Origin of the sequence: Streptomyces physcomitrii, assembly GCF_012273655.1 — a bacterium.
Lineage (GTDB): Bacteria > Actinomycetota > Actinomycetes > Streptomycetales > Streptomycetaceae > Streptomyces > Streptomyces physcomitrii.
Genome location: NZ_JAAWWP010000007.1, coordinates 72,417 through 90,343, shown reverse-complemented (window position 1 = coordinate 90,343; position 17,927 = coordinate 72,417). Strand labels below are relative to the sequence as shown.

Below are 17,927 nucleotides of genomic sequence, written 5' to 3'. Positions count from 1 at the left end.
GGCGGCGCGTACACAAGACACGGGCGGATGCGTTGGCACCTTTTGACTCCGGCACCTGCCAGGGTGCGGCCATTTCCCTGCGCCCACGTGTCTGTGGCGCGGGCTTCGAGCTTTCGGAGAGATCTGTTCCATGCCCTTTTCCCCGACCGACGAACAGGCTGCCGCCCTGGAGGCGTTCCGCAGCGGTGGCCATCTCGCCATCCAGGCAGGTGCAGGCACAGGAAAGACGTCCACGCTCGTCTTCCTCACGGAACAAATGCCGCTGCGGCGTGGGCGATACCTCGCCTTCAACCGGGCCATCGCCCTGGACGCCGCCGCCCGCTTTCCCTCGGCGGTCCAGTGCAAGACGGCCCACTCACTGGCCTACGCCGCGCTCGGCCACCGCTTCCGCGGCCGCCTGAATGCTCCTAGGCGGCCCGGCTGGCAGATTGGGCAGGACCTAGGCCTTAGCACTCCAGCCGACATCGGCCCGGCGGGGTTGATGCCGGCCACGCTGTCCAACGCCACGCTGCGGACGGTGACTCGATTTTGCCAGTCGGCCGACATGCAACTGGCCCACCATCACGTTCCGCGACTGCGGGGCCTGGCGGACGAAGATCATGCGGAACTGGCAGACCTGATCCTGCCGTACGCGGCGAAGGCGTGGGCCGATCTGCAGGACCCCTACGGCGGCGCGATCCGTTTCGAGCACGACCATTACCTGAAGATGTGGGCTTTGACCGAGCCGGTGCTGCACGGCGACTTCCTCTTGCTGGACGAGGCCCAGGACACTAACCCCGTCCTTGAGCAAATCATTCTGGCCCAGCAGGAGCGCACTCAGATCGTCATGGTCGGTGACTCGGCACAGGCCATCTATGGCTGGCGCGGCGCTCGGGATGTGATGGCACGGTTCACCGGCCGCCACCTCACGCTCACGCGCTCCTTCCGCTTCGGCCCCGCGCTCGCCACCGAGGCCAACCGCTGGCTCACCCTCAGCAACGCTCCCATCCGGCTAACCGGGACACCTGAAATTCCCACCACGATCGGATCTCGTGCCGGGCACCCGGATGCGATCCTGTGCCGGACCAACATCGGCGCGATGACTGAGGTTCTCGCACTCGTCGCCGCTGGGACCGCAACGGCGCTAGTCGGCGGCGGTGACTCTCTGCGCGTCCTGGCACGAGCCGCCCGCGACCTCATCCAGGGACGCCGCACCCATCACCCCGAACTCGTGCTGTTCACCACCTGGCCGGCACTGCGCGACTTTGCCGAGCACGACCCCGCCGGAAGCGATCTGCAGCCATTCGCCAACCTCGTCGACGAGCACGGCCCCGAGATCATCCTTCAGGCCGTCGACCAACTCGTTCCCGAAGACGCGGCCGCGGTCACCGTCTCCACCGCTCACAAGGCCAAGGGCCGGGAATGGGCCCGGGTGCGCATCGCACCTGATTTCACGCCGCCTGTCTACACGGATGGGGTCAGCGCCCAGGGCCACCCCGTTCCCCAGCCCGTCGATGAGGCAGAGGCCCGCCTGGCCTACGTCGCCGTCACCCGGGCGCGCCACCACCTGGACACCACCGGTCTGGCCTGGATCAGCCAGCACCCCGACAACCCTGCCTGAACCCGAACGCCCCGATACTCGCCGCAGCCTCACCCACTTGCTCCTGGACCATGGCACTTGACTCCGGGCCTGACGTTCCAGACAGGCCGCTCCGAACTGGGTCGCTACACGATCGAGCCTTTCCAGCCGGGCCCGAGGATTGAAGGAATGAAGCACCTGCTTGCAGCTCGCCGAGTCGGGCAGCCTTGGCCGCACTACCTCAACAAGCACAAGGTCTAACCTTAGCCTTCGTAGGCGAAGTCCAAGAACTCCTGATGAGGCGTACGCGACTCGCTCCAAAATTTGACAGGCTCTTCTGGCCTATCGCGATGCCTGACATGGGTCAACACCAGATGTTGCTTAGCGCGAGAGATTGCAACGAAGAATGCAGATATAGCTGCAGTGGCATCACCCCAAAAGAGCTGCTCCTCGACCCCGAGCACAACGACCTTCTCGAACTCAAGGCCCTTGCACTTGTGGATGGTCAAGAACCGGATGGCGTCCATCTCCGAAAGGCGCCGGAGTGCTTGGATAGCATCCCCGTCAACGGCAAGCTCCCGGTCGAACGCGTCAAGCGCCTGCTCGATCACATCGTCGAGCCAGGTGCCCTGCTGGTACCCGGTTGACAACGCGGTCAGCGTCGACCGCGACACCAGGCGCAGGAACTCGTAGACAAGGGTCCTCCACGCCGCGGGCTCTGCCCCCTTAAACGCAGGGTCACGTACGGCCGCTCGGGCCTCGCTGAGCATCCGCTTCAACTGGCCGTCGAAGCGAGATGCCTCGTCGTCGGACCTGCTCGATCGGTTAGTGATCCACATAAGTTCGGCGTACGCCTCGGGTTGCTTGCCGCCGGCGATCACTCGAATAAAGTTGAAAACGAGCGCAGCTGCTGGTTCCGCGGTGAGGTCCTGGCTGTCTTGTTCGTTACGGAAAGGGATGCCGCGGGCCGCAAGTTCAAGGCCGAGGACTGCAGCGACCAGGTGCGGCTGCTGGCGCACGAGGATGGCGATCTCGCTTGGTGGCGTCCCTCCGTGGAGCCAGCTGTCAACGAGCTGCGCGACGGCTTGCGCCTCGTCCTGCCCGGTTCTGAAGGGCAGCACTTCGATGGCGCCCTCGTCTCCGGTCAGCTCCTCGTCGGGGCTGACCGCTCCCGGGTCCATCTGAGCGATCATTCGGTTCTGCATCCGCCGCAGCCGGGGGTCTGAGCGGAAGTTCTGGTACAGCGGCAGTGGTCGAGCCGAAAAGTCGTCGGCGAAGGTTTGCAGCACTCCGTCCAGTGCGCCAGCCCAGGCCATGATTCGCTGCTTGGTGTCACCAACTGCGGTCAGGACGGCCGTGGTCGGACCGAATGCCGCCTTGATCAGTCGATACTGTTGGTCGGTGCAGTCTTGAAACTCGTCGAGGAAGACGTGGCTGTACGTCTGGCGGATGCCTCCTCGGGCGTACGTGTTGGTCTCGATAATCTCCAGCGCAAGGGGGACGAGGTCGCTGAAGGTGATCTGCTCGCCCATGATCCGGGTGGAACGATCAATCCGGTAGTCCGGGTTGAGCTCGTTGTATCCGGTCAATGCGGGACGGTAATTGTCGATCAGGCGCTTGGCGAAGGCATGGAAGGTGAAGCTGTCAAACCTGGCTGCGAGCCGCGCTCCAGAGCGACGGCGAACACGCTCTCGCAAATTGCGGGCGGCGTCGACCTTGAACGAAACCGCCAGGATCCTACGCGGGTATGGGCACCTTCCGGTGCCCAGGAGAAAGTCGGCCCGTTGGGCAAGCAGCTCGGTCTTCCCGGCGCCCGGCCCCGCGGAAACAACCACGTTCCTATCCGACGTGGTGACGGCCGACAATGCGTTGGGTTCGAGGACCAGACCGTCGACGGGACGCCACTGATCGGGGCGGATCATTCCGGTAGCTCCGCTAGTTTCGTGCGCACCTGCTCGACCAGCCGAACGAGCACGTCGGGGAGGTTCCTCAGCAACTGCTGGTCATTCAGGTCGGCGAGAGCGGACAGGTGGGCAGCGGGCTTGCTTCCGAGATCGAAGATTCGGTGGTAATCAGCGAAGAGCGCGCTGATGTCCGAGGGTAGGCGGCCTTCATTCGCGTGGCTCTTACCGAGTACAGCCACGATGGTGGTCCCGTCCGGCTCGGTAGGACTGACGCCGTAGGCGTCGGGGTAGGCCGCCATCAACATCAGGTCGAGGTCGACTGGGTGAGAGAAGAAGACCCCTTGCTCCTCCAATGCCTCAACAGGGCTGCGCCCATTGAAGCGAGAGTCGACCAGGGTTGGGAAATCGCAGTTATCATTCCACTTTGGGAGCTTGTCGATCTGGTCTTCTGTGTAGGTCTTAGGGCGAACTGCGTTGATTTGTTTCAGCGCGTAGCGCACCCGCCCCCAGCCGGCCTGATAGCGGCCAGCGTCTAGGTCGAGTAGCGTCACGTGCGGAATCTGCAGTTCGTTGAGAAGGCGCCAAAAGTGATTCACGTGCCGACCGCCCAGGGGGACCACCGAAACGGATGCGTCGTCCTCCATGAGCCCGAAGGCCGCTAGGACGCGAGGCAAAACGACCTGCTCGCTGTCGCCTTCACCGAGCACGACCAATCGAGAGAAGTACAGCTCGGGGTAGGCCTCCACTGCCTCCCGTACGTACTTAGCGGCTGCCTCCTGCCCCTCAGGCAGGACGATGCGGTGGATCGTCGTCTCCCGGGCAGCGTTCAACCTGAGAAAGCAGATCGTGCGGGGATCGACGCGACGGAGGAGCGTGGGCGCATGCGTGGCAATGAGGGCCTGCATGTCTCCGTGCGTGCAGGCGCCCCGTAGTTGACGGATGATTCGACCGAGGTACTGCGGCGCGAGGCTGTTCTCGGGCTCCTCCAGCGCAATGACGGTGTGCACGGGCGGGCGCAGACGGTCAGCGTCAATGGAGGGCTCCTCGCCGTTGAGAACGCGCCGGGCAAGGGACTGCCACGCAAGCACGAGCGAGATATACAGCAAGGACTTCTGTCCGTCGCTTAGCCGCTCGTAAGGCAGTGGTGACCCGTTGGGCGTTGGCGAGAAGGTCACGGTGAGTAGGCGCAATACACTCTCTAGTTCGCCTCGCCCGAAAGCAATCGACGGCTCCCTGAAGTACGCGCCGCGGTGCAGTCCGTGCCACTCGTCGGCTAGTCGAGCACCAATGCTCGCTACTGTGGCGTTCTCGCCCAGCGATGAGGTGATCTGAGCAGTAAGGCCGCTCAGCGTCTCGCGCTCGGCAGTCCAGTCAGTGGCTCGCAGGACACGTCCGATAAGCGATGCCGTCGTGTACGAGACATGATCGGCGGGGTCCCGACGGGCCGGAAGGTAGTGCACCTCAATATGCCCACGGTCATACCGAGACATGTCTGATCGGCGAGTCGGATCACCCGAATCATCCGACTCCAGCACGTACTCGATCTTCTCATCGATGACACCGTCTGCCGCCAGCGACGCCGTCAATCGGACACGGGTTCTCGGAAGCCCGTCGGCGGAAGCGATTGCCATATGCGAGAAATTCGGTGGAACCGATGCGTGATCCCCGTCGACTCCTGCTTCCGGGAATTCAACATCCACCTCCAGCCACAGCTCCCCGGCTTGCAGATCTCCTGTGGATTGACCTGCGGGCACATGAAAATCCTCGTGGCGAATCTTACGCTGCGCCTCCAACGGGCTGAATAGCCGCGACAATGCCTCGAGGACGGTGGTTTTACCTGAGCCGTTGGGACCGAGGACGTACATCAGGTCATCCAGATCGATTTCCGTCGGCGCCGGGCCAAATGACTGGAAGTTACTCAGCCGCAACGTCGTAATCTTCACCGGTTCCGCCCTCCCCCGTCGACTCCTGCGTATCACTTTACGCAGGGGTGACCACCTGCACCACGCAAAGAGGGAAATCCATGCGTACTTCAGCACACGCACCCCGGCACCCGGACGAAACGATCGGCGACACAGAGCAGCTTGGGTCACACTGTGTCGTTGTCGCGTCAGCTGCGACTACTCGCCGAACCCGCCTTAAGGCAGCCGTCGGACGGTAACCGCGTACCGGGCACCCTTCGCGTGCCACATACCCGTGCACTTGTTGCGCCCCATGACAGGCCCCTCCGCTCGCGATGCTGTTCAGGGCGGACGTTCCGTCACCGACACCACACGCCACCCGCCCCCGGACTCCGGCAGCTTTTCACAGGCGGGGGGACGTCGCGGTCCGTGGCGAGGTCGTGGATCGGCTCGGACGACGACGGCTACAACAACCGGTGGCCGACTGGCCCGAGAGCGCCGTTTGGGTGTGGGACAGGCCCGGGTCTTCTGGAGCGGCTCGGGCTCTTGGTGCCGGTGGCGGCCCTGCCGCCGGTGCCGGGCCCCGCGCCACGGGTCTTGTGGGGCGGCGACTCCTGGCGGAGCGTTTCTCCGGTGAACCCTTTCCCCCGGGCGGGTGAGCAGCAGGCGCAGGGCCTCACCGGGGGTGGGGTGGGGCCGGTAGAACACCTTGGTGATCAAGAACCTTGCGCGCACCTTCGGCGCGCTCTCCCTCGCCCTTGTCCCCCTTCTCTCCTCCCCGGCCGCGCACGCGGCTGCCCCGGCTGCTCCGGTGGCGGAGGTGACGAAGCTGGCCGACGCGGTCGGTCTGGTGAAGGTGACCGAGGAGGACCGCACCGGCTACACCCGCAGCAAGTTCAAGCACTGGAACTCCGGCGACGACGCGGGCGACGGGTGCAACACGCGCGCCGAGGTGCTCCTGGCCGAGGCGGTGGTGGCGCCGACGGTGGCGGCCGGGTGCAAGCTGACCGGCGGTACCTGGAGGTCGTATTACGACGGCCAGGAGGTTACCTCCGCCGGCTCCCTGGACATCGACCACATGGTCCCGCTCGCCGAAGCCTGGGACAGCGGGGCCTCGTCCTGGCCGGCGGCGCGGCGGGAGGCGTACGCGAACGACCAGGGTGCGGACGTCTCCCTGGTCGCGGTGACGGCACGCTCCAACCGGCAGAAGTCCGACCAGGATCCGGCGGACTGGATGCCGCCCTCCCTGGAGGCGCAGTGCCGGTACGTGGGAGAGTGGGTGGCCACCAAGCTCCGCTGGGACCTCACCGCGGACGACCGTGAACTCGCAGCGCTGAAGGTGTATGCCGAGGGTCCGTGCGAGGACACCGTCGTCCGCTACACACCGGCTGTCTGACGCTGCTCGGCGACGGTCCGGTAGCGCAGGCTGGCCCCGGCCGGCTTCGCGCACGGCGCTTGACTCCGACTTCCGGCTGGCAGGACGCCAGTGAGGCCGGGCAGGATGATCCTGCCCGGCCTCACTCATACTCCGCCCCGCGTCCTATGTTTTGCAGCGCGATCGGTACTGCTGGCAGAGTTCTGGGTCTTCCTCAAGGAGGTTCCGCAGCCGCTGGCGGCTGTGACGCAGGTGCGAGCGGACGGTTGCCTCGCCGAGGTGCAGCTCCTTGGCGATATGCCGCGGCGGCATGCCGTGCATCGCACAGACGAATACGTGCCGCTGCATCGTGGGCAGTTTCTTGACCAAGCCGCTGACGAGTTGCTTCTCCATGGCGAACTGGGCTGGATCACACTCTGGATCCGCGACCTCGGTCATCCAGTCGGCCAGGAAGTCGACAGCGGTCGCGTGGCGCTGCTTGTACCGAAGGAGGTCGATCCAGCGCCCCTTGGCGACGGTGAAGGCGAACGCCAACGGCTCCTTGGTGTCGGACCACTTCTCCCACAGCTTCATCAGGGCGTACTGGGAGATGTCACCTTCCTCGTGCTCGCTGACACCCCTCTTGACGAGGTACAGGCGTAGCTGCTTCTCGACCTTCTCCTCGCGGATGAAGGTGGTGAAGTCGTGCTGCTTCTGGCTCGCCTCGATCATTCTTCATCCGCCCCTCCCGTGGGCAGACTGCCGACGGGGGTCTCCGTGGGGGCCGTCTGCTGGGGAATTCCGTACAACGGGCGGGGCGGGGCGGCTGCAGGCGTCTCGGGCGCGGACACCGGAAGGTGCCCGCGATCCTGCGGTCCGCTCGCCTGGGCATCCGGTCCGTCGGCCGGGGTCTTGTCGTCCTTCTCCTCCGGCCGCTTTTCGTCGCGGACCTTGTCCCACCGGTTCTGTACCCCCTTGAGCACGGTGTCGACGGCCTTGCCGCAGAGGACCCCGCAACCACGGGCGGTGAGCCTGGCCAGCCACGTGATGTGTGGCCAAGCGACCGTCACCGCCATGGCGCCCAAGGCGTACGGGGCTGCGGGCTCGACGTACGGGATAGCGTCACCGCTCACGTAGGGGGTCGCGAGTACGCCGAACTCGGCGGTGAACAGCGTCGTCCGGATCTTGCCGAACGGTGATGCGGGAGGAGACGCGACGGAGACCGTCGCGTCGTCTCCCATGCGCTTCTTACGCATGGATCGCCTATCTGTCCAGGTGCCGCTCGGCGGGTTGGCCACCCCTCCGGCAAGAAAAGTGGCTTAAGCATCACGGCACGATCTGGTCACACATAGTTCTCCTCCTGTATCGCTCTGTCCACTTCATGTAGTTGCGGGGAGTGTGGGAGTACTCACAGGAACCCTCGTTGCACGAAATCGCCGATGGCTTCGGCAGAACGGTCAGACGTATCGCCTACGTCTGTCCCGGGAGCCCGCCGTCCTCCGGCAAGAGAAAGCGGCGGGTTCCCGATCTACTTACCCGGCCGCCCGGCCGCCCGGCCGCCCGGCCGCCGGTGGCCCAGGGGCGCGGAACGATGGGTTCCTGGTCGGGGTGTCAGGTGGTGGCCCAGTCGATGCAGAGCGCGGCGCGCTGCTCGGCGCTCAGTCGGGCACGCCTGCTCTTGTGGTTGGAGAGAAACACCCCCGCCTTCACCGCGTGCTCCTGGCCGTCGATGACGACGGTTTCGATGTGCTGGCGGGAGACCTTCAGGTGCCCCTCGCGCTGGACAAACTGAGCGAGCGCGGCGATGCCCCGCTCGAACGCCGTGCCCTTCCCGCTCTTCCCGGCCGCCGTCGTGGCGGGAGCGGTGTCGGTCCGGCGCGTGAGTCCGAGGGCCTCCAGGCGCTCGCGCTGCTCGGGGCTCAGGGTGTCCCAGACGGCCGGGCTGGTCTGCCGGGTGTTCCAGGTGCCGACGTCGATGCCTCGCGCCCAACAAAGCACCTCGCCCGGCTCGCACACCGAGGCTTGCGAATCCCTCTCACCAGGGACGCAACGGCCCGCCGGAGGCCGACCCACGGAGAACTGGGGCGATACGCGTCCGCAGGACACGCTCCTCCACGCACCACATCCACCATCACGAACCAGCGCGGAATATTTTAGAGCGCTAGACCGAGGGATGATCCTGTGTATACTTGGTGCCGAGCCTGAGGATGGGAGGGGTGGACGATGAAGACTGGCGAGGGCCAGATCGCGGTGCCCGCCATGCTCGCGCTGGCTAGAGAGTCCCGCGGGATGACGCAAGCGGACCTGGCAGTCACGATGTCGCAACTCGACGGCGCCAACCGGGTCTCCCAGGGGTACGTGAGCCGTGCCGAAGCCGGCCGTTTGCAGGTGAGGGACGATCGCCTTGAGCTGTACGCGGAAGCTCTCGGATACACACCTGAGATGCTATGCCGCACCACTGACACTCACGGTGTCGGCGTTGGCCTGGTCCACCACCGGAAGCGGGCCTCGATGGGGGCCACGAGCCTCCGCCGCATCCATGCCACTCTGACCTTGACTCGGCTACAAGTTGAGGCACTCACCGCACCGTTGACCGACCTCCAGGACCACGGCTTCCGCCACATCGAGGTTGACGACCTCGACACACCCGAGGATGCGGCTGCCACGTTGCGGGAAGAGTGGGGCGTCAACCACGGACCGATCGACGACCTGGTCTCAGTCATAGAGGGCGCCGGCGCCTCAGTGGTCGTCCGGGACCTAGGAACAGCAGAATTGGACGCCGTCAGCCAGTGGCCGGACGACAGCCCACCGCTTTTCCTGCTCAACTCGACAGCACCCGGTGACCGTTTCCGCTTCAGCCTGGCGCACGAGCTTGGGCACGTCGCGATGCACAGGGAACCCGGAGAGGGGCGCCTCCAGGAACAGCAGGCCGACCGCTTTGCGGCCGAGTTCCTCATGCCGCATGACGCGATCCTCCCCGAGCTGAAGCCAGGCATTGACTTGCAGAGACTGATGGAGCTCAAGGCCAGGTGGGGCGTTTCCATGGCCGCGCTCATCAGGCGGGCACTCTCTCTCGGAGTCGTCAGCGAGTGGCAGTACCGCAACCTTATGGTCGAAATGTCGGCGCTCGGCTACCGCACCGTCGAACCAGTCACTGTTCAGCGAGAGACCCCGCACCACATCGCTCAGGTCGTAACCCGTCTTGAGCAACAGCACCACCTCGATCCGACCCATGCAGCCCAACTGGCAGGCCTGGGTCACGAGGAGTTCCACGAGATCTACTTGTGCGCTTCCTCTTCGTCCGGGGCCGTTGCGACTCCGGCCCACCTGTGAGGTGAACTCTTGAGCAACCCCGCACCCTTCGGACAGCGCCCGCCTGCTCTGCGGGTACTCGATGCCAGCGTCCCTGCAACTCCGATCCTGGCGGGGCGCGTGTTGCTGCACGAGCACTCACGCTTCATCCCGCGCCAGCGCAACTCAATCGACAGCGACCTCGGTGGCGTAGTGATGACTGGAGACAACGCCGAGACCCGCGCCTTCAAGCTTCGGACCGAAGCGGGCTTCACCGGCACCATGCTGATCGACAGCGCCCCGTACACGACCCACACGGCGACGGAGAACGAGCCGTTCCTTCTGCCGCAAGACCAGATGTTCGCGACCCTCGATGACACGCTCGGCTTCCAGAAGGCAGCAGGGGCAAGCGCAGCCCTGACCCCCACTGGCTACATCGCACCCGGAGCCTCCAAGCCGCTGAAAGCGGTGATCCGCGCCGCACAGCGCATCGAGCGGGTCGACACGGTCGTGACCGTACCTGTCGACGTCACGTGGCTCAGCAATGAGCGCGTCGGCCAGCTCATCGCCGCGTGCGAGCGCATCAACCAGCCAAAGGCCCTCGTACTAGTCGGCCAGTTCGATCCGCTGCAGCACGCCAAGGTCATCCCCGCAAACCTCCGCCGCGTGATCTCCGAGGTCGAGGGCATGATGCTGCTGCGGACAGACCTGGCAGCCCTCGATGCGATGGTCCACGGTGCCCTCTGCGCCGGCATCGGCGTCACCAGCTCCGTGCGACACAGCGTGGCACCCGGCGAGCGAGCCAAGGTCAGCAAGCCAAACGGCCCCGTGTACCCGAGTATCTTGATGCCGGAGCTCATGTGCTTCAAGGGTGCCGAGTCGCTCGCCAACCGCTACGCAAACGCGGAGCCTGCGACGTGCCCCTGCGAGGTCTGCAACGGACGTGGGCTCGACCGCTTCTACAAGACTGATAGCGAGACACGTGTCGACGCCGAGGACCACAACATCCTCATCTGGAGCACGTGGGTCGGCGAAATGGCCGGCTACGAAGTCGGTCCAAAACGGAAGATCTGGTGGCAGGAAAAGTGTGCAGCTGCCATCAACCGCTACCCGCTCGAGAACCAGCGCATCGGGCTGTCAGCAAAGAGGGGCTTCCAGCCTCCGCCACCCCTGTCAGCATGGGCGACGCTGCCTGCTTCCTAGCGTGGCCGCTCCGGCCCACCTACCAGAGGCTGTTCACGCGACCGCCACGCTTCACTACGCCAGCTGGGTGTACATGTCTTCGAGGAACTTCCAGCCAGCAACAGTGTGGCGGCGCTTCACGAAGGGCCGCGGTGGAACCAGCACGTCCAGCTCATTGCCAACCAGAGCCAAGAGGCCGATGCCATAGAAGTCAGCCTGCAGCAATGCGTCATCCTTGCGGCGCAAGGGGCGCTCGACAAGTATCGCTCGCGCGCAGAACGGGGTGAAGAGCTCAGCCTTCTCCATTGCCGACTCCCACCCCCTACCAGGCACGATGGCAAGATCAACACGCAAGGGCTGGACAGCCTGCCTGGTTACGGTTCGGTTGCTTTGGATAACCGCACCCTTTGGCGTCGCTTTGAGTGCTCGCCGTTCGGGCCCGCTCAAGGCGCTGACGGGCACCGCTTCACCCTCAGGCAGGCCCATAAGTAGATCCAGCACGTCCGGCCGGGTCAACGGCGCCATACCTGCAGCTGCCCGCCTCTTGCACTCGACCGCATCGCATCGATAGGCAACGACGGCCTGCACGCCGAAGGCGTTCACAGCCTGCAACTTTGACTCTTGCGGAATCAGCGTGCCCGACGGGACCGACTTCGAGAGCACATCGACTGGTCCTCGCGCCGCAACCGTCATGACTCAATCCCGTCCTCACCCGTAGACCTGCCCCCCGCGAGGGGCCCTAACTCGCGCCAGAGGCACGTCACCATCCTCAGGCCCGACTGCGCCCTCCCCGTCCCCCCAGAGGCCCATCTAGGCCGTTCGGCAACATAGGTCCTAACCGAGCCACCCTGTGCGAGGACACGGAAAATCACGCAGCAGCCCTCACGATTGGGCTAGCACCGAGTGACTCCCACCAGACCAAGATCGCCGCAACGACCCTAGTGCGGCCGGGAGCAGCACCGCAATGCTCGGGCTCGATGGGGTTGCCGACCCGGTGGCGTCGCATCCGATCGTATGGCATCTCGTCGAGATTCACGCACATGTTCGATTGGGCCGAAGGAACCTCCACTCACCCTTCCGCCGGTCGCTATCCCGACCCACCCTCCAGAAGCCTCGCGCCACGCTGGCGCACCAGCCCTCAGAAGGCGGGCACGCCTGAACAGATGAACTTGACAGGGAACACGACGGCGGCGCGTACCCGGTCCCGGCTTTCGCTGAGGCTCTTGTCGGGCAGGCCGACGAGGGTGAAGGCGGCGACTCCTGGTTCGAGGTCGGCCTGTACTTCGATGACGACGCCTTCGACGCCGACGAGTGCGACGGAGCAGGCGCGGGCGAATCCCATCAGGCTGCTCCCTTGGCGTGCTCGATGACGGGGGCGAGGTTGCGGCCCACGCACACCCCGATCAGGTCGATCCGGACGCCGCCGGGTGGTGGGCCGCCGTTCCCGTGCAGCCAGAGTTCGGTGAGTTGCCGCAGCCGCTGGGCCTTGGCGGGGGTGACGGCGGCCATGGGGTGCTGGAATCCGTGAGCGCTGCGGGTCTTGACCTCGCAGATGACGAGGGCGTCCTTGTCGCGGGCGATGATGTCGATCTCGCCGGTGCGGCCGCTGCGCCAGTTGCGTTCGAGGATGGTCATCCCCGATTCCTTCAGATACTCGGCAGCCAGGTCCTCGCCGTAGGAGCCGAGGTGCCGGCGGGCCGTGCCGGTGGGCCACCGGTTCGCGGCGGATGCCCGGCGGGCCGCGCCGGGGGCGTGCGGGGTGCTGTAGTGCGTGGTCATGTCGAACCACCTCCGGGGAGCACCTTGGGCCCGTCCCGGAAACTTTGTGGATCTTGGTGGATAACCCCTGGATTGTGGATAACTCTCTCACCCTTGCGAGTGCTGTCGCTCACTGCCCGTCACGGCCTATAACGGTTCTCGGCAGACCGGAGTCGGGTCTGCCGGCGAGCACCGGGACGTCGATGTCACCGGCGCTTCGGCAGCACGGGGATCACACGGGGGCTGAGGATGTCGCAGACGGGGAGCAGTCGCACAAGCGGCGGTACGCGGGGACACCAGCGTGAAACAAGCGGCGCCGGAAGGCACCGCGGGAGGGAGCGGGAGCGCTGCGGGGAGGGGAGCGCCCAGCGGGTGGAGCGCCGAAGGGGCGGCGGGAGGTGCTCGGTCGTCTTCTCGTTCTCGCGACCGTCCGGTCGCCGGGGGTCAGCTGCCGGGCAGTTCCAGGTCGCTCTTGTTGAGCTCCTCGATGTTCACGTCCTTGAACGTGAGGACGCGTACCTGCTTGACGAACCGGGCGGGGCGGTACATGTCCCAGACCCAGGCGTCGGCCATGGAGACCTCGAAGAAGACCTCGCCCTGGACGGAGTGCACCTGCATCTCGTAGTCGTTGGTGAGGTAGAAGCGCCGTTCGGTCTCGATCACGTACTTGAACAGCCCGACGACATCGCGGTACTCCCGGTAGAGCTTCAGCTCCATCTCGGTCTCGTACTTCTCGAGGTCCTCGGCGCTCATGGCATGTTCCCCTTCAGCCGTGCGTCCCCCCATTGTGCGTCAGCCGGGGACACCTCTAGACGATTTCCGTGTCGAGGTCCTCGGGCTCCGCCGGGGGGCCTTCGTCGAGCAGCCTGCGCAGCAGCCCGGCGAGTCTGGTCGGATACACCGTCTCATGTGTCCCTGACAGTTCCTCGCAGCTCCACCAGCGGGCCCCGGCCATACTGCGTCGTTCCAGGTCGGTGAGGGCGCGGGCGGTGACCTCGGTCTCTGTGGTGCGGGCCAGGAAGTACCACTCGTCCTGGTCCCAGCGCTGTCCGGCGAAGGGGAAGGAGCACTGGCGGCGCCAGAGGACGGGGCCGAGCTGTACGTCTGTGATGCCGGTCTCCTCGGCCAGCTCGCGCAGGGCGGCCTGCTCTCTGGTCTCGGTGCCTTCGAGGCCGCCGCCGGGGGTGAACCACCAGTCGTGGGAGGGATCGTCCACCTCGTGCCCGTGGAGCAGGAGGATGCGTTCCCCGGGGTCGAGGAGGATGAGCCGTGACACCTTGCGCAGGGGCCGTCCGGGGCTGCCGAGTGGGGCGGTCCCGGTCGGCGGGTGGCCTTCGGCCTCAGCCGACACCGGCGAGCTCCCGGCTGCCGTCGCGGCGCTGGTGCAGGCGGCGGGCGAGGGGGCCGTAGGCGGCGCCGCCGAGCACGAGCACCGCGCCGACGACGATGGCGCCGAGCACCAGGGGAAGGGGGCCGGGCTGGGAGATGCCGCCGGGCAGCTGTTCGAAGCCCTCGGGGCCGGCGAGCATGCCGTCCATGGGCCAGGCCACCGCGTCCACCCGGGCGTCGACGTTGCCCCGGGCGACGGAGCCGTGGCCGACGTCCTCCAGGTGGACGCTGGAGTCCAGGGAGCCGCTGCGTTCATCGCCGAGCAGGAAGAGGCGGCCTTCGGGGACGGTGGTGGCGGGTATGCCGCTGGGTGAGGCGGAGGTGCCGGGCTTGAGGTAGGGCTCGTCGATCTGCTTGCCGTTGACGGTGAGCTTGCCGTCGGTGCAGCAGGCGACCTTGTCGCCGCCGACGGCGACGACCCGCTTGACCATGGGCAGGTCACCCCAGGCCTTGTCCTTGAAGACGACGACGTCGCCGCGGCGTACCTCGGAGCCGTCGATGCGTTCGGCGAGTACCCGGTCACCGGCGCCGATGGTCGGGGACATGGACTCGGTGGGCACGGTGTAGGGCTGGTAGACGATGGCGCCCCAGACGAAGCCGCCGAGGAAGAGCACGCAGCCGAGGGCCACGGCGGCTCCGGACAGCTTGCTGCCGAGCCGCCCGCGTTCCTGTGCGATGGGTGGGGCACTGCTCATGGTGGTGCGCTCCCAGGTCGGGGATACGACCCGCGGCCCGGCGCGGGAGATCGGCGATCTGGGATCGCACCCTACCCGGCGGTACTCGTACCAGTAACCCTGCTGTCGCGGCTGTCCTGGGCGAGCAGGCGGCGCCGGCGCCACAGGACCAGCGGCAGCGCTCCGGCGAGGCCGAGGGCGGAGGGCGCGGCACCGAGGGCGGCGTTCAGGCCGGGCTGGTCGAAGGTGTCGGGCACCGGCAGGGTGTTCCAGCGGGTGGGCGGCCAGGCGACGACGACGGCGCGGCCCACGACCTCGTCGACGGGGACCATGCCGCGGTCCTTGTCCTGCTGGTGGTAGCGGGAGTCGAGGGAGTTCTGGCGGTGATCGCCCATGACCCAGATTTTGCCGTTGGGAACGATGACCTTGAACTGCCCACCGAGGTCGTCGACCGTGCAGGGGGTGTTGCCGGCGTAGATGTGCGGCTCGTCGAGCGGCTTGCCGTTGACCTTGAGCGGGCCGGTGCCCTTGCACTCCACGGTGTCCCCGGCGACGCCGACGACCCGCTTGATGAGGTCCTTCTCGTCCGCGGACGGCATCAGGCCGATCTTGCTGAGGCCGGTCTGCAGGGCGTTGGGGGTGGTGGTGGGCTCGCCCGCCAGCCAGTTGTCCGGGTCGTGGAAGACGACGACCTCGCCGCGCTCGGGCTCCGAGCCGAACCAGGGAGTGAGCTTGTCGACAAGGACCCGGTCGCCCTGCTGCAGGGTGTTCTGCATGGAGTCGGAGGGGATGGAGAAGGCCTGGACCAGGAAGGTCTTGATGACCAGGGCGAGCACCAGCGCGATGACGATGAGGAGCGGGAGCTCCTTCCAGAAGGAACGCGGTTTCTTCCGGTCCTGGCGGGCCTGGGCCCGGCCGCCGGTCTCCGCGGCGGGCTCGCCGTCCTCAGCGGTCCGGTTCTGCTCGTCCGGCTCGGTCGGAGGGGGTGTGACGGATGGGTCCTGCCGGTTCTCGGGCCGCTCCTCGGGGCCCTCGTGTCCGGATCGTGCGCCGACCGCCAAATCCCCCACATCCACTCCTCAGTCCGTGCCGATGTCTGTTCCAGGTGAGACGAAGGCCCACCACTCCCATAACGAGCGGGAGTTCCGCAGGGATCGGGAGCGGGATCATTCCGTTTCGTTCCGCTGCATCCACCCTATGCGACACCGCGGGGGCGCCTGCCGCGACGGCGGCCGCATCGGGCACGGAGGCGTAGGTCTTCGTCTCCGTCAGCCCGCGCCAGTGGCCGAAGGGCCAGGCGATGACGAGGGCACGGCCGACGACGCTGTCCTCGGAGACCGTACCGTTGAACGCCTCGGTGCGGTGATAGCGGGAATCGGCCGAATCGGCGCGGTGGTCGCCGAGGACGAAGAGGCGGCCCTCGGGGACCTTGACCGTGAAGGAGAAGTCGGAGGGCTTGTTGCCGGGGTGCAGGTAGGGCTCGTTCAGTGGGGTGCCGTTGACCGTGACGCGGCCCTGCTTGTCGCAGCACTTCACGGTGTCCCCGCCGACGCCGACGACCCGCTTGATCAGGTCGCGTTCGTCATCGGAGGGCAGCAGGCCGATGTTGGTGAGGGCCCATTTGATCTGCTTGACGCCGACCGGCGGGTCCTTCTTCTTCTTGCGTTCGGCTTCCAGCCAGTCGCCGGGGTCCTTGAAGACGACGACGTCGCCGCGTTCGGGCTTGGATCCGAACCAGGGGGTGAGTTTGTCGACGAGTACCCGGTCGCCGACCTTGATCGTCTGCTCCATCGAGCCGGAGGGGATGACGAAGGCCTGGACGAGGAAGGTCTTGAGGACGAGCGCGATGATCAGGGCGACGCCGACGAGGAGCGGGATCTCCTTGATCGCCGAGCGCCGGCGGCGTCTTCTGACCTTGCGCGCGAGTTTGCGGCGTTCGGCGCGGCCGCCGGTGGCGGGACGCTCCTCCTGGTCGTCGCCCGCGCGGTGCTCGCCGCGGGGGATGCCGCGCTTACCCATGGTGGGCGCCGGGTGCGGGTATGCCGTCGTAGCCGCCGGGACGCTCGTGGGAGGTCCAGCGCGAGGGCGGCCACACCGTCCAGTCGGCGCGGCCGACGACCGCGTCCAGCGGGATCATGCCGCCGCCGGGTGAGCCGAGATGGTCCCGGCTGTCGCGGGAGGCGCTGCGGTGATCGCCGAGCACGAAGAGGGTGTCCTCGGGCACCACCACGTCGAAGGCCACCGTGGAGGGGGTGTCTCCCGGGTGGAGATAGGGCTCGTCGAGCGGTCGGCCGTTCACCGCGATCCTCCCCCGTCCGTCGCATGTGACGCGATCGCCGCCCACGCCCACGACGCGCTTGATGTAGTCCCCGTCCCCGAAGTAGCCGGTGCCGTCGAAGACGACGACCTCGCCACGCGCGGGCTTCGCTCCGAAACGGTACGCCAACTTGTTGACGAGTACGCGATCTCCGTCCCGGTAGGCCGGTTCCATCGAGTCGCTGGGGATGAGGAAGGGCTGCACCACGAACAGGGCGGCGAGCAGCAGCAGGACGAGTCCGCCGAGGAAGGCCACGGTCAGCCGCCCGCCGGGGATCCTGCCGAGCAGCCCGCCGCGGGTCCGCCGGGGCTCGGCTCCGGCGGTGGTGTCCTCGGCCCCGGCGGCGCGGTCGGGGCCGGAAGACTCCGTGTCCGGGGCGCCCGCAGCGGTGTCCGGGGGTTCAGGGGCCCTGTCGGCCCCGGGTACACGCGCGGAGCGCGACCGTTCGGCTGCCTGCTCCGTCACCGGGGGCGGCGGGGTGGTGTCCCCGCTGCCGCCGGGGGCGGAGGCTCGGCACGAGCGGTCGCGCTCCGTGTGCTGTGCATCGGTGTCCATCGGGGCGAGATGCTATCCGGCCTCCCTGTGACACCGGTGCGCGA

At 66.7% G+C, this 17,927-nt stretch carries 17 protein-coding genes and 1 pseudogene; 4 read left to right on the top strand and 14 right to left on the bottom strand.

Features of this window, described 5'->3' with window-relative positions:
- The first annotated feature begins 130 nt into the window (after positions 1-130).
- Positions 131-1,600 carry a UvrD-helicase domain-containing protein gene (locus HFV08_RS13615; RefSeq protein WP_168539248.1) on the top strand — a complete coding sequence of 490 codons (1,470 nt, stop codon included), beginning with the start codon at positions 131-133 and terminating at the stop codon, positions 1,598-1,600.
- Between the two features lie 221 nt (positions 1,601-1,821).
- Here the strand turns inward: HFV08_RS13615 and HFV08_RS13610 are convergent, their stop codons facing one another.
- Both HFV08_RS13610 and HFV08_RS13605 read right to left on the bottom strand, forming a co-directional pair.
- A complete protein-coding gene (locus HFV08_RS13610; protein WP_168539246.1) occupies positions 1,822-3,480 on the bottom strand; it encodes an ATP-dependent helicase in 1,659 nt (552 codons plus the stop codon).
- Positions 3,477-5,405, bottom strand: a complete 1,929-nt coding sequence (locus HFV08_RS13605) for an ATP-dependent nuclease (protein WP_168539244.1) — start codon at positions 5,403-5,405, stop codon at positions 3,477-3,479. Before HFV08_RS13605 ends, HFV08_RS13610 begins: the two co-directional genes overlap by 4 nt.
- A 670-nt stretch (positions 5,406-6,075) precedes the next feature.
- Between HFV08_RS13605 and HFV08_RS13600 the strand changes: the two genes are divergently transcribed.
- A complete protein-coding gene (locus HFV08_RS13600) occupies positions 6,076-6,759 on the top strand; it encodes an HNH endonuclease family protein (RefSeq protein WP_168539242.1) in 684 nt (227 codons plus the stop codon).
- Between the two features lie 144 nt (positions 6,760-6,903).
- Here the strand turns inward: HFV08_RS13600 and HFV08_RS13595 are convergent, their stop codons facing one another.
- From HFV08_RS13595 to HFV08_RS13585, 3 genes are all read right to left on the bottom strand, one after another.
- The gene (locus HFV08_RS13595; protein ID WP_168539240.1) at positions 6,904-7,449 is read right to left on the bottom strand and encodes an RNA polymerase sigma factor; all 546 of its coding nucleotides are present in this window, start codon (positions 7,447-7,449) and stop codon (positions 6,904-6,906) included.
- Positions 7,446-7,958, bottom strand: a complete 513-nt coding sequence (locus tag HFV08_RS13590; RefSeq protein ID WP_168539238.1) for a hypothetical protein — start codon at positions 7,956-7,958, stop codon at positions 7,446-7,448. Before HFV08_RS13590 ends, HFV08_RS13595 begins: the two co-directional genes overlap by 4 nt.
- A gap of 370 nt (positions 7,959-8,328) precedes the next feature.
- Positions 8,329-8,733, bottom strand: a complete 405-nt coding sequence (locus tag HFV08_RS13585) for a helicase associated domain-containing protein (RefSeq protein ID WP_210430257.1) — start codon at positions 8,731-8,733, stop codon at positions 8,329-8,331.
- A 207-nt stretch (positions 8,734-8,940) separates the two neighbouring features.
- Between HFV08_RS13585 and HFV08_RS13580 the strand changes: the two genes are divergently transcribed.
- Both HFV08_RS13580 and HFV08_RS13575 read left to right on the top strand, forming a co-directional pair.
- Positions 8,941-10,050, top strand: a complete 1,110-nt coding sequence (locus HFV08_RS13580) for an ImmA/IrrE family metallo-endopeptidase (RefSeq protein ID WP_246341720.1) — start codon at positions 8,941-8,943, stop codon at positions 10,048-10,050.
- A 9-nt stretch (positions 10,051-10,059) separates the two neighbouring features.
- Entirely contained in the window at positions 10,060-11,211 is a 1,152-nt protein-coding gene (locus tag HFV08_RS13575; RefSeq protein WP_168539236.1) for a hypothetical protein, read from the top strand.
- Between the two features lie 54 nt (positions 11,212-11,265).
- On the opposite strand, the gene HFV08_RS13570 is transcribed toward HFV08_RS13575, so the two are convergent.
- The 9 genes and pseudogenes from HFV08_RS13570 to lepB (HFV08_RS13530) form a co-directional block, all read right to left on the bottom strand.
- Positions 11,266-11,883 carry a hypothetical protein gene (locus tag HFV08_RS13570; RefSeq protein ID WP_168539234.1) on the bottom strand — a complete coding sequence of 206 codons (618 nt, stop codon included), beginning with the start codon at positions 11,881-11,883 and terminating at the stop codon, positions 11,266-11,268.
- Positions 11,884-12,370: 487 nt separating this feature from the next.
- Positions 12,371-12,532 (bottom strand): annotated as a pseudogene (locus HFV08_RS13565) (magnesium chelatase domain-containing protein); the annotation flags it as partial.
- Complete coding sequence (locus HFV08_RS13560) at positions 12,532-12,969, bottom strand: YraN family protein (protein WP_168539230.1); 438 nt, start codon at positions 12,967-12,969, stop codon at positions 12,532-12,534. The gene HFV08_RS13560 and the pseudogene HFV08_RS13565, both read right to left, overlap by 1 nt.
- A 423-nt stretch (positions 12,970-13,392) precedes the next feature.
- The gene (locus HFV08_RS13555) at positions 13,393-13,701 is read right to left on the bottom strand and encodes a DUF2469 domain-containing protein (protein ID WP_005311352.1); all 309 of its coding nucleotides are present in this window, start codon (positions 13,699-13,701) and stop codon (positions 13,393-13,395) included.
- 55 nt (positions 13,702-13,756) lie between these two features.
- Positions 13,757-14,299: an NUDIX hydrolase gene (locus tag HFV08_RS13550; protein WP_376770623.1), complete on the bottom strand. Its 543-nt coding sequence runs from the start codon at positions 14,297-14,299 to the stop codon at positions 13,757-13,759.
- Complete coding sequence (gene lepB, locus HFV08_RS13545; RefSeq protein ID WP_168539228.1) at positions 14,289-15,032, bottom strand: signal peptidase I; 744 nt, start codon at positions 15,030-15,032, stop codon at positions 14,289-14,291. The genes HFV08_RS13550 and lepB (HFV08_RS13545) overlap by 11 nt, the downstream gene beginning before the upstream one ends.
- 71 nt (positions 15,033-15,103) lie before the next feature.
- Positions 15,104-16,072 carry a signal peptidase I gene (gene lepB, locus HFV08_RS13540; RefSeq protein WP_210430288.1) on the bottom strand — a complete coding sequence of 323 codons (969 nt, stop codon included), beginning with the start codon at positions 16,070-16,072 and terminating at the stop codon, positions 15,104-15,106.
- The gene (lepB, locus tag HFV08_RS13535) at positions 15,957-17,030 is read right to left on the bottom strand and encodes a signal peptidase I (RefSeq protein ID WP_168539226.1); all 1,074 of its coding nucleotides are present in this window, start codon (positions 17,028-17,030) and stop codon (positions 15,957-15,959) included. The genes lepB (HFV08_RS13540) and lepB (HFV08_RS13535) overlap by 116 nt, the downstream gene beginning before the upstream one ends.
- Positions 17,023-17,883: a signal peptidase I gene (gene lepB, locus HFV08_RS13530; RefSeq protein WP_168539224.1), complete on the bottom strand. Its 861-nt coding sequence runs from the start codon at positions 17,881-17,883 to the stop codon at positions 17,023-17,025. Before lepB (HFV08_RS13530) ends, lepB (HFV08_RS13535) begins: the two co-directional genes overlap by 8 nt.
- Positions 17,884-17,927: the final 44 nt, after the last annotated feature.

Excerpts from the sequence above, each read along its gene's own strand:
- HFV08_RS13595 (WP_168539240.1), bottom strand. The coding sequence starts at position 7,449 with ATGATCGAGGCGAGCCAGAAGCAGCACGACTTCACCACCTTCATCCGC.
- lepB (WP_168539224.1), bottom strand. The coding sequence starts at position 17,883 with ATGGACACCGATGCACAGCACACGGAGCGCGACCGCTCGTGCCGAGCC.
- HFV08_RS13560 (WP_168539230.1), bottom strand. The coding sequence starts at position 12,969 with ATGACCACGCACTACAGCACCCCGCACGCCCCCGGCGCGGCCCGCCGG.
- HFV08_RS13615 (WP_168539248.1), top strand. The coding sequence starts at position 131 with ATGCCCTTTTCCCCGACCGACGAACAGGCTGCCGCCCTGGAGGCGTTC.
- HFV08_RS13610 (WP_168539246.1), bottom strand. The coding sequence starts at position 3,480 with ATGATCCGCCCCGATCAGTGGCGTCCCGTCGACGGTCTGGTCCTCGAA.
- HFV08_RS13555 (WP_005311352.1), bottom strand. The coding sequence starts at position 13,701 with ATGAGCGCCGAGGACCTCGAGAAGTACGAGACCGAGATGGAGCTGAAG.
- lepB (WP_168539228.1), bottom strand. The coding sequence starts at position 15,032 with ATGAGCAGTGCCCCACCCATCGCACAGGAACGCGGGCGGCTCGGCAGC.
- lepB (WP_168539226.1), bottom strand. The coding sequence starts at position 17,030 with ATGGGTAAGCGCGGCATCCCCCGCGGCGAGCACCGCGCGGGCGACGAC.
- HFV08_RS13580 (WP_246341720.1), top strand. The coding sequence starts at position 8,941 with ATGAAGACTGGCGAGGGCCAGATCGCGGTGCCCGCCATGCTCGCGCTG.
- HFV08_RS13590 (WP_168539238.1), bottom strand. The coding sequence starts at position 7,958 with ATGGGAGACGACGCGACGGTCTCCGTCGCGTCTCCTCCCGCATCACCG.
- HFV08_RS13570 (WP_168539234.1), bottom strand. The coding sequence starts at position 11,883 with ATGACGGTTGCGGCGCGAGGACCAGTCGATGTGCTCTCGAAGTCGGTC.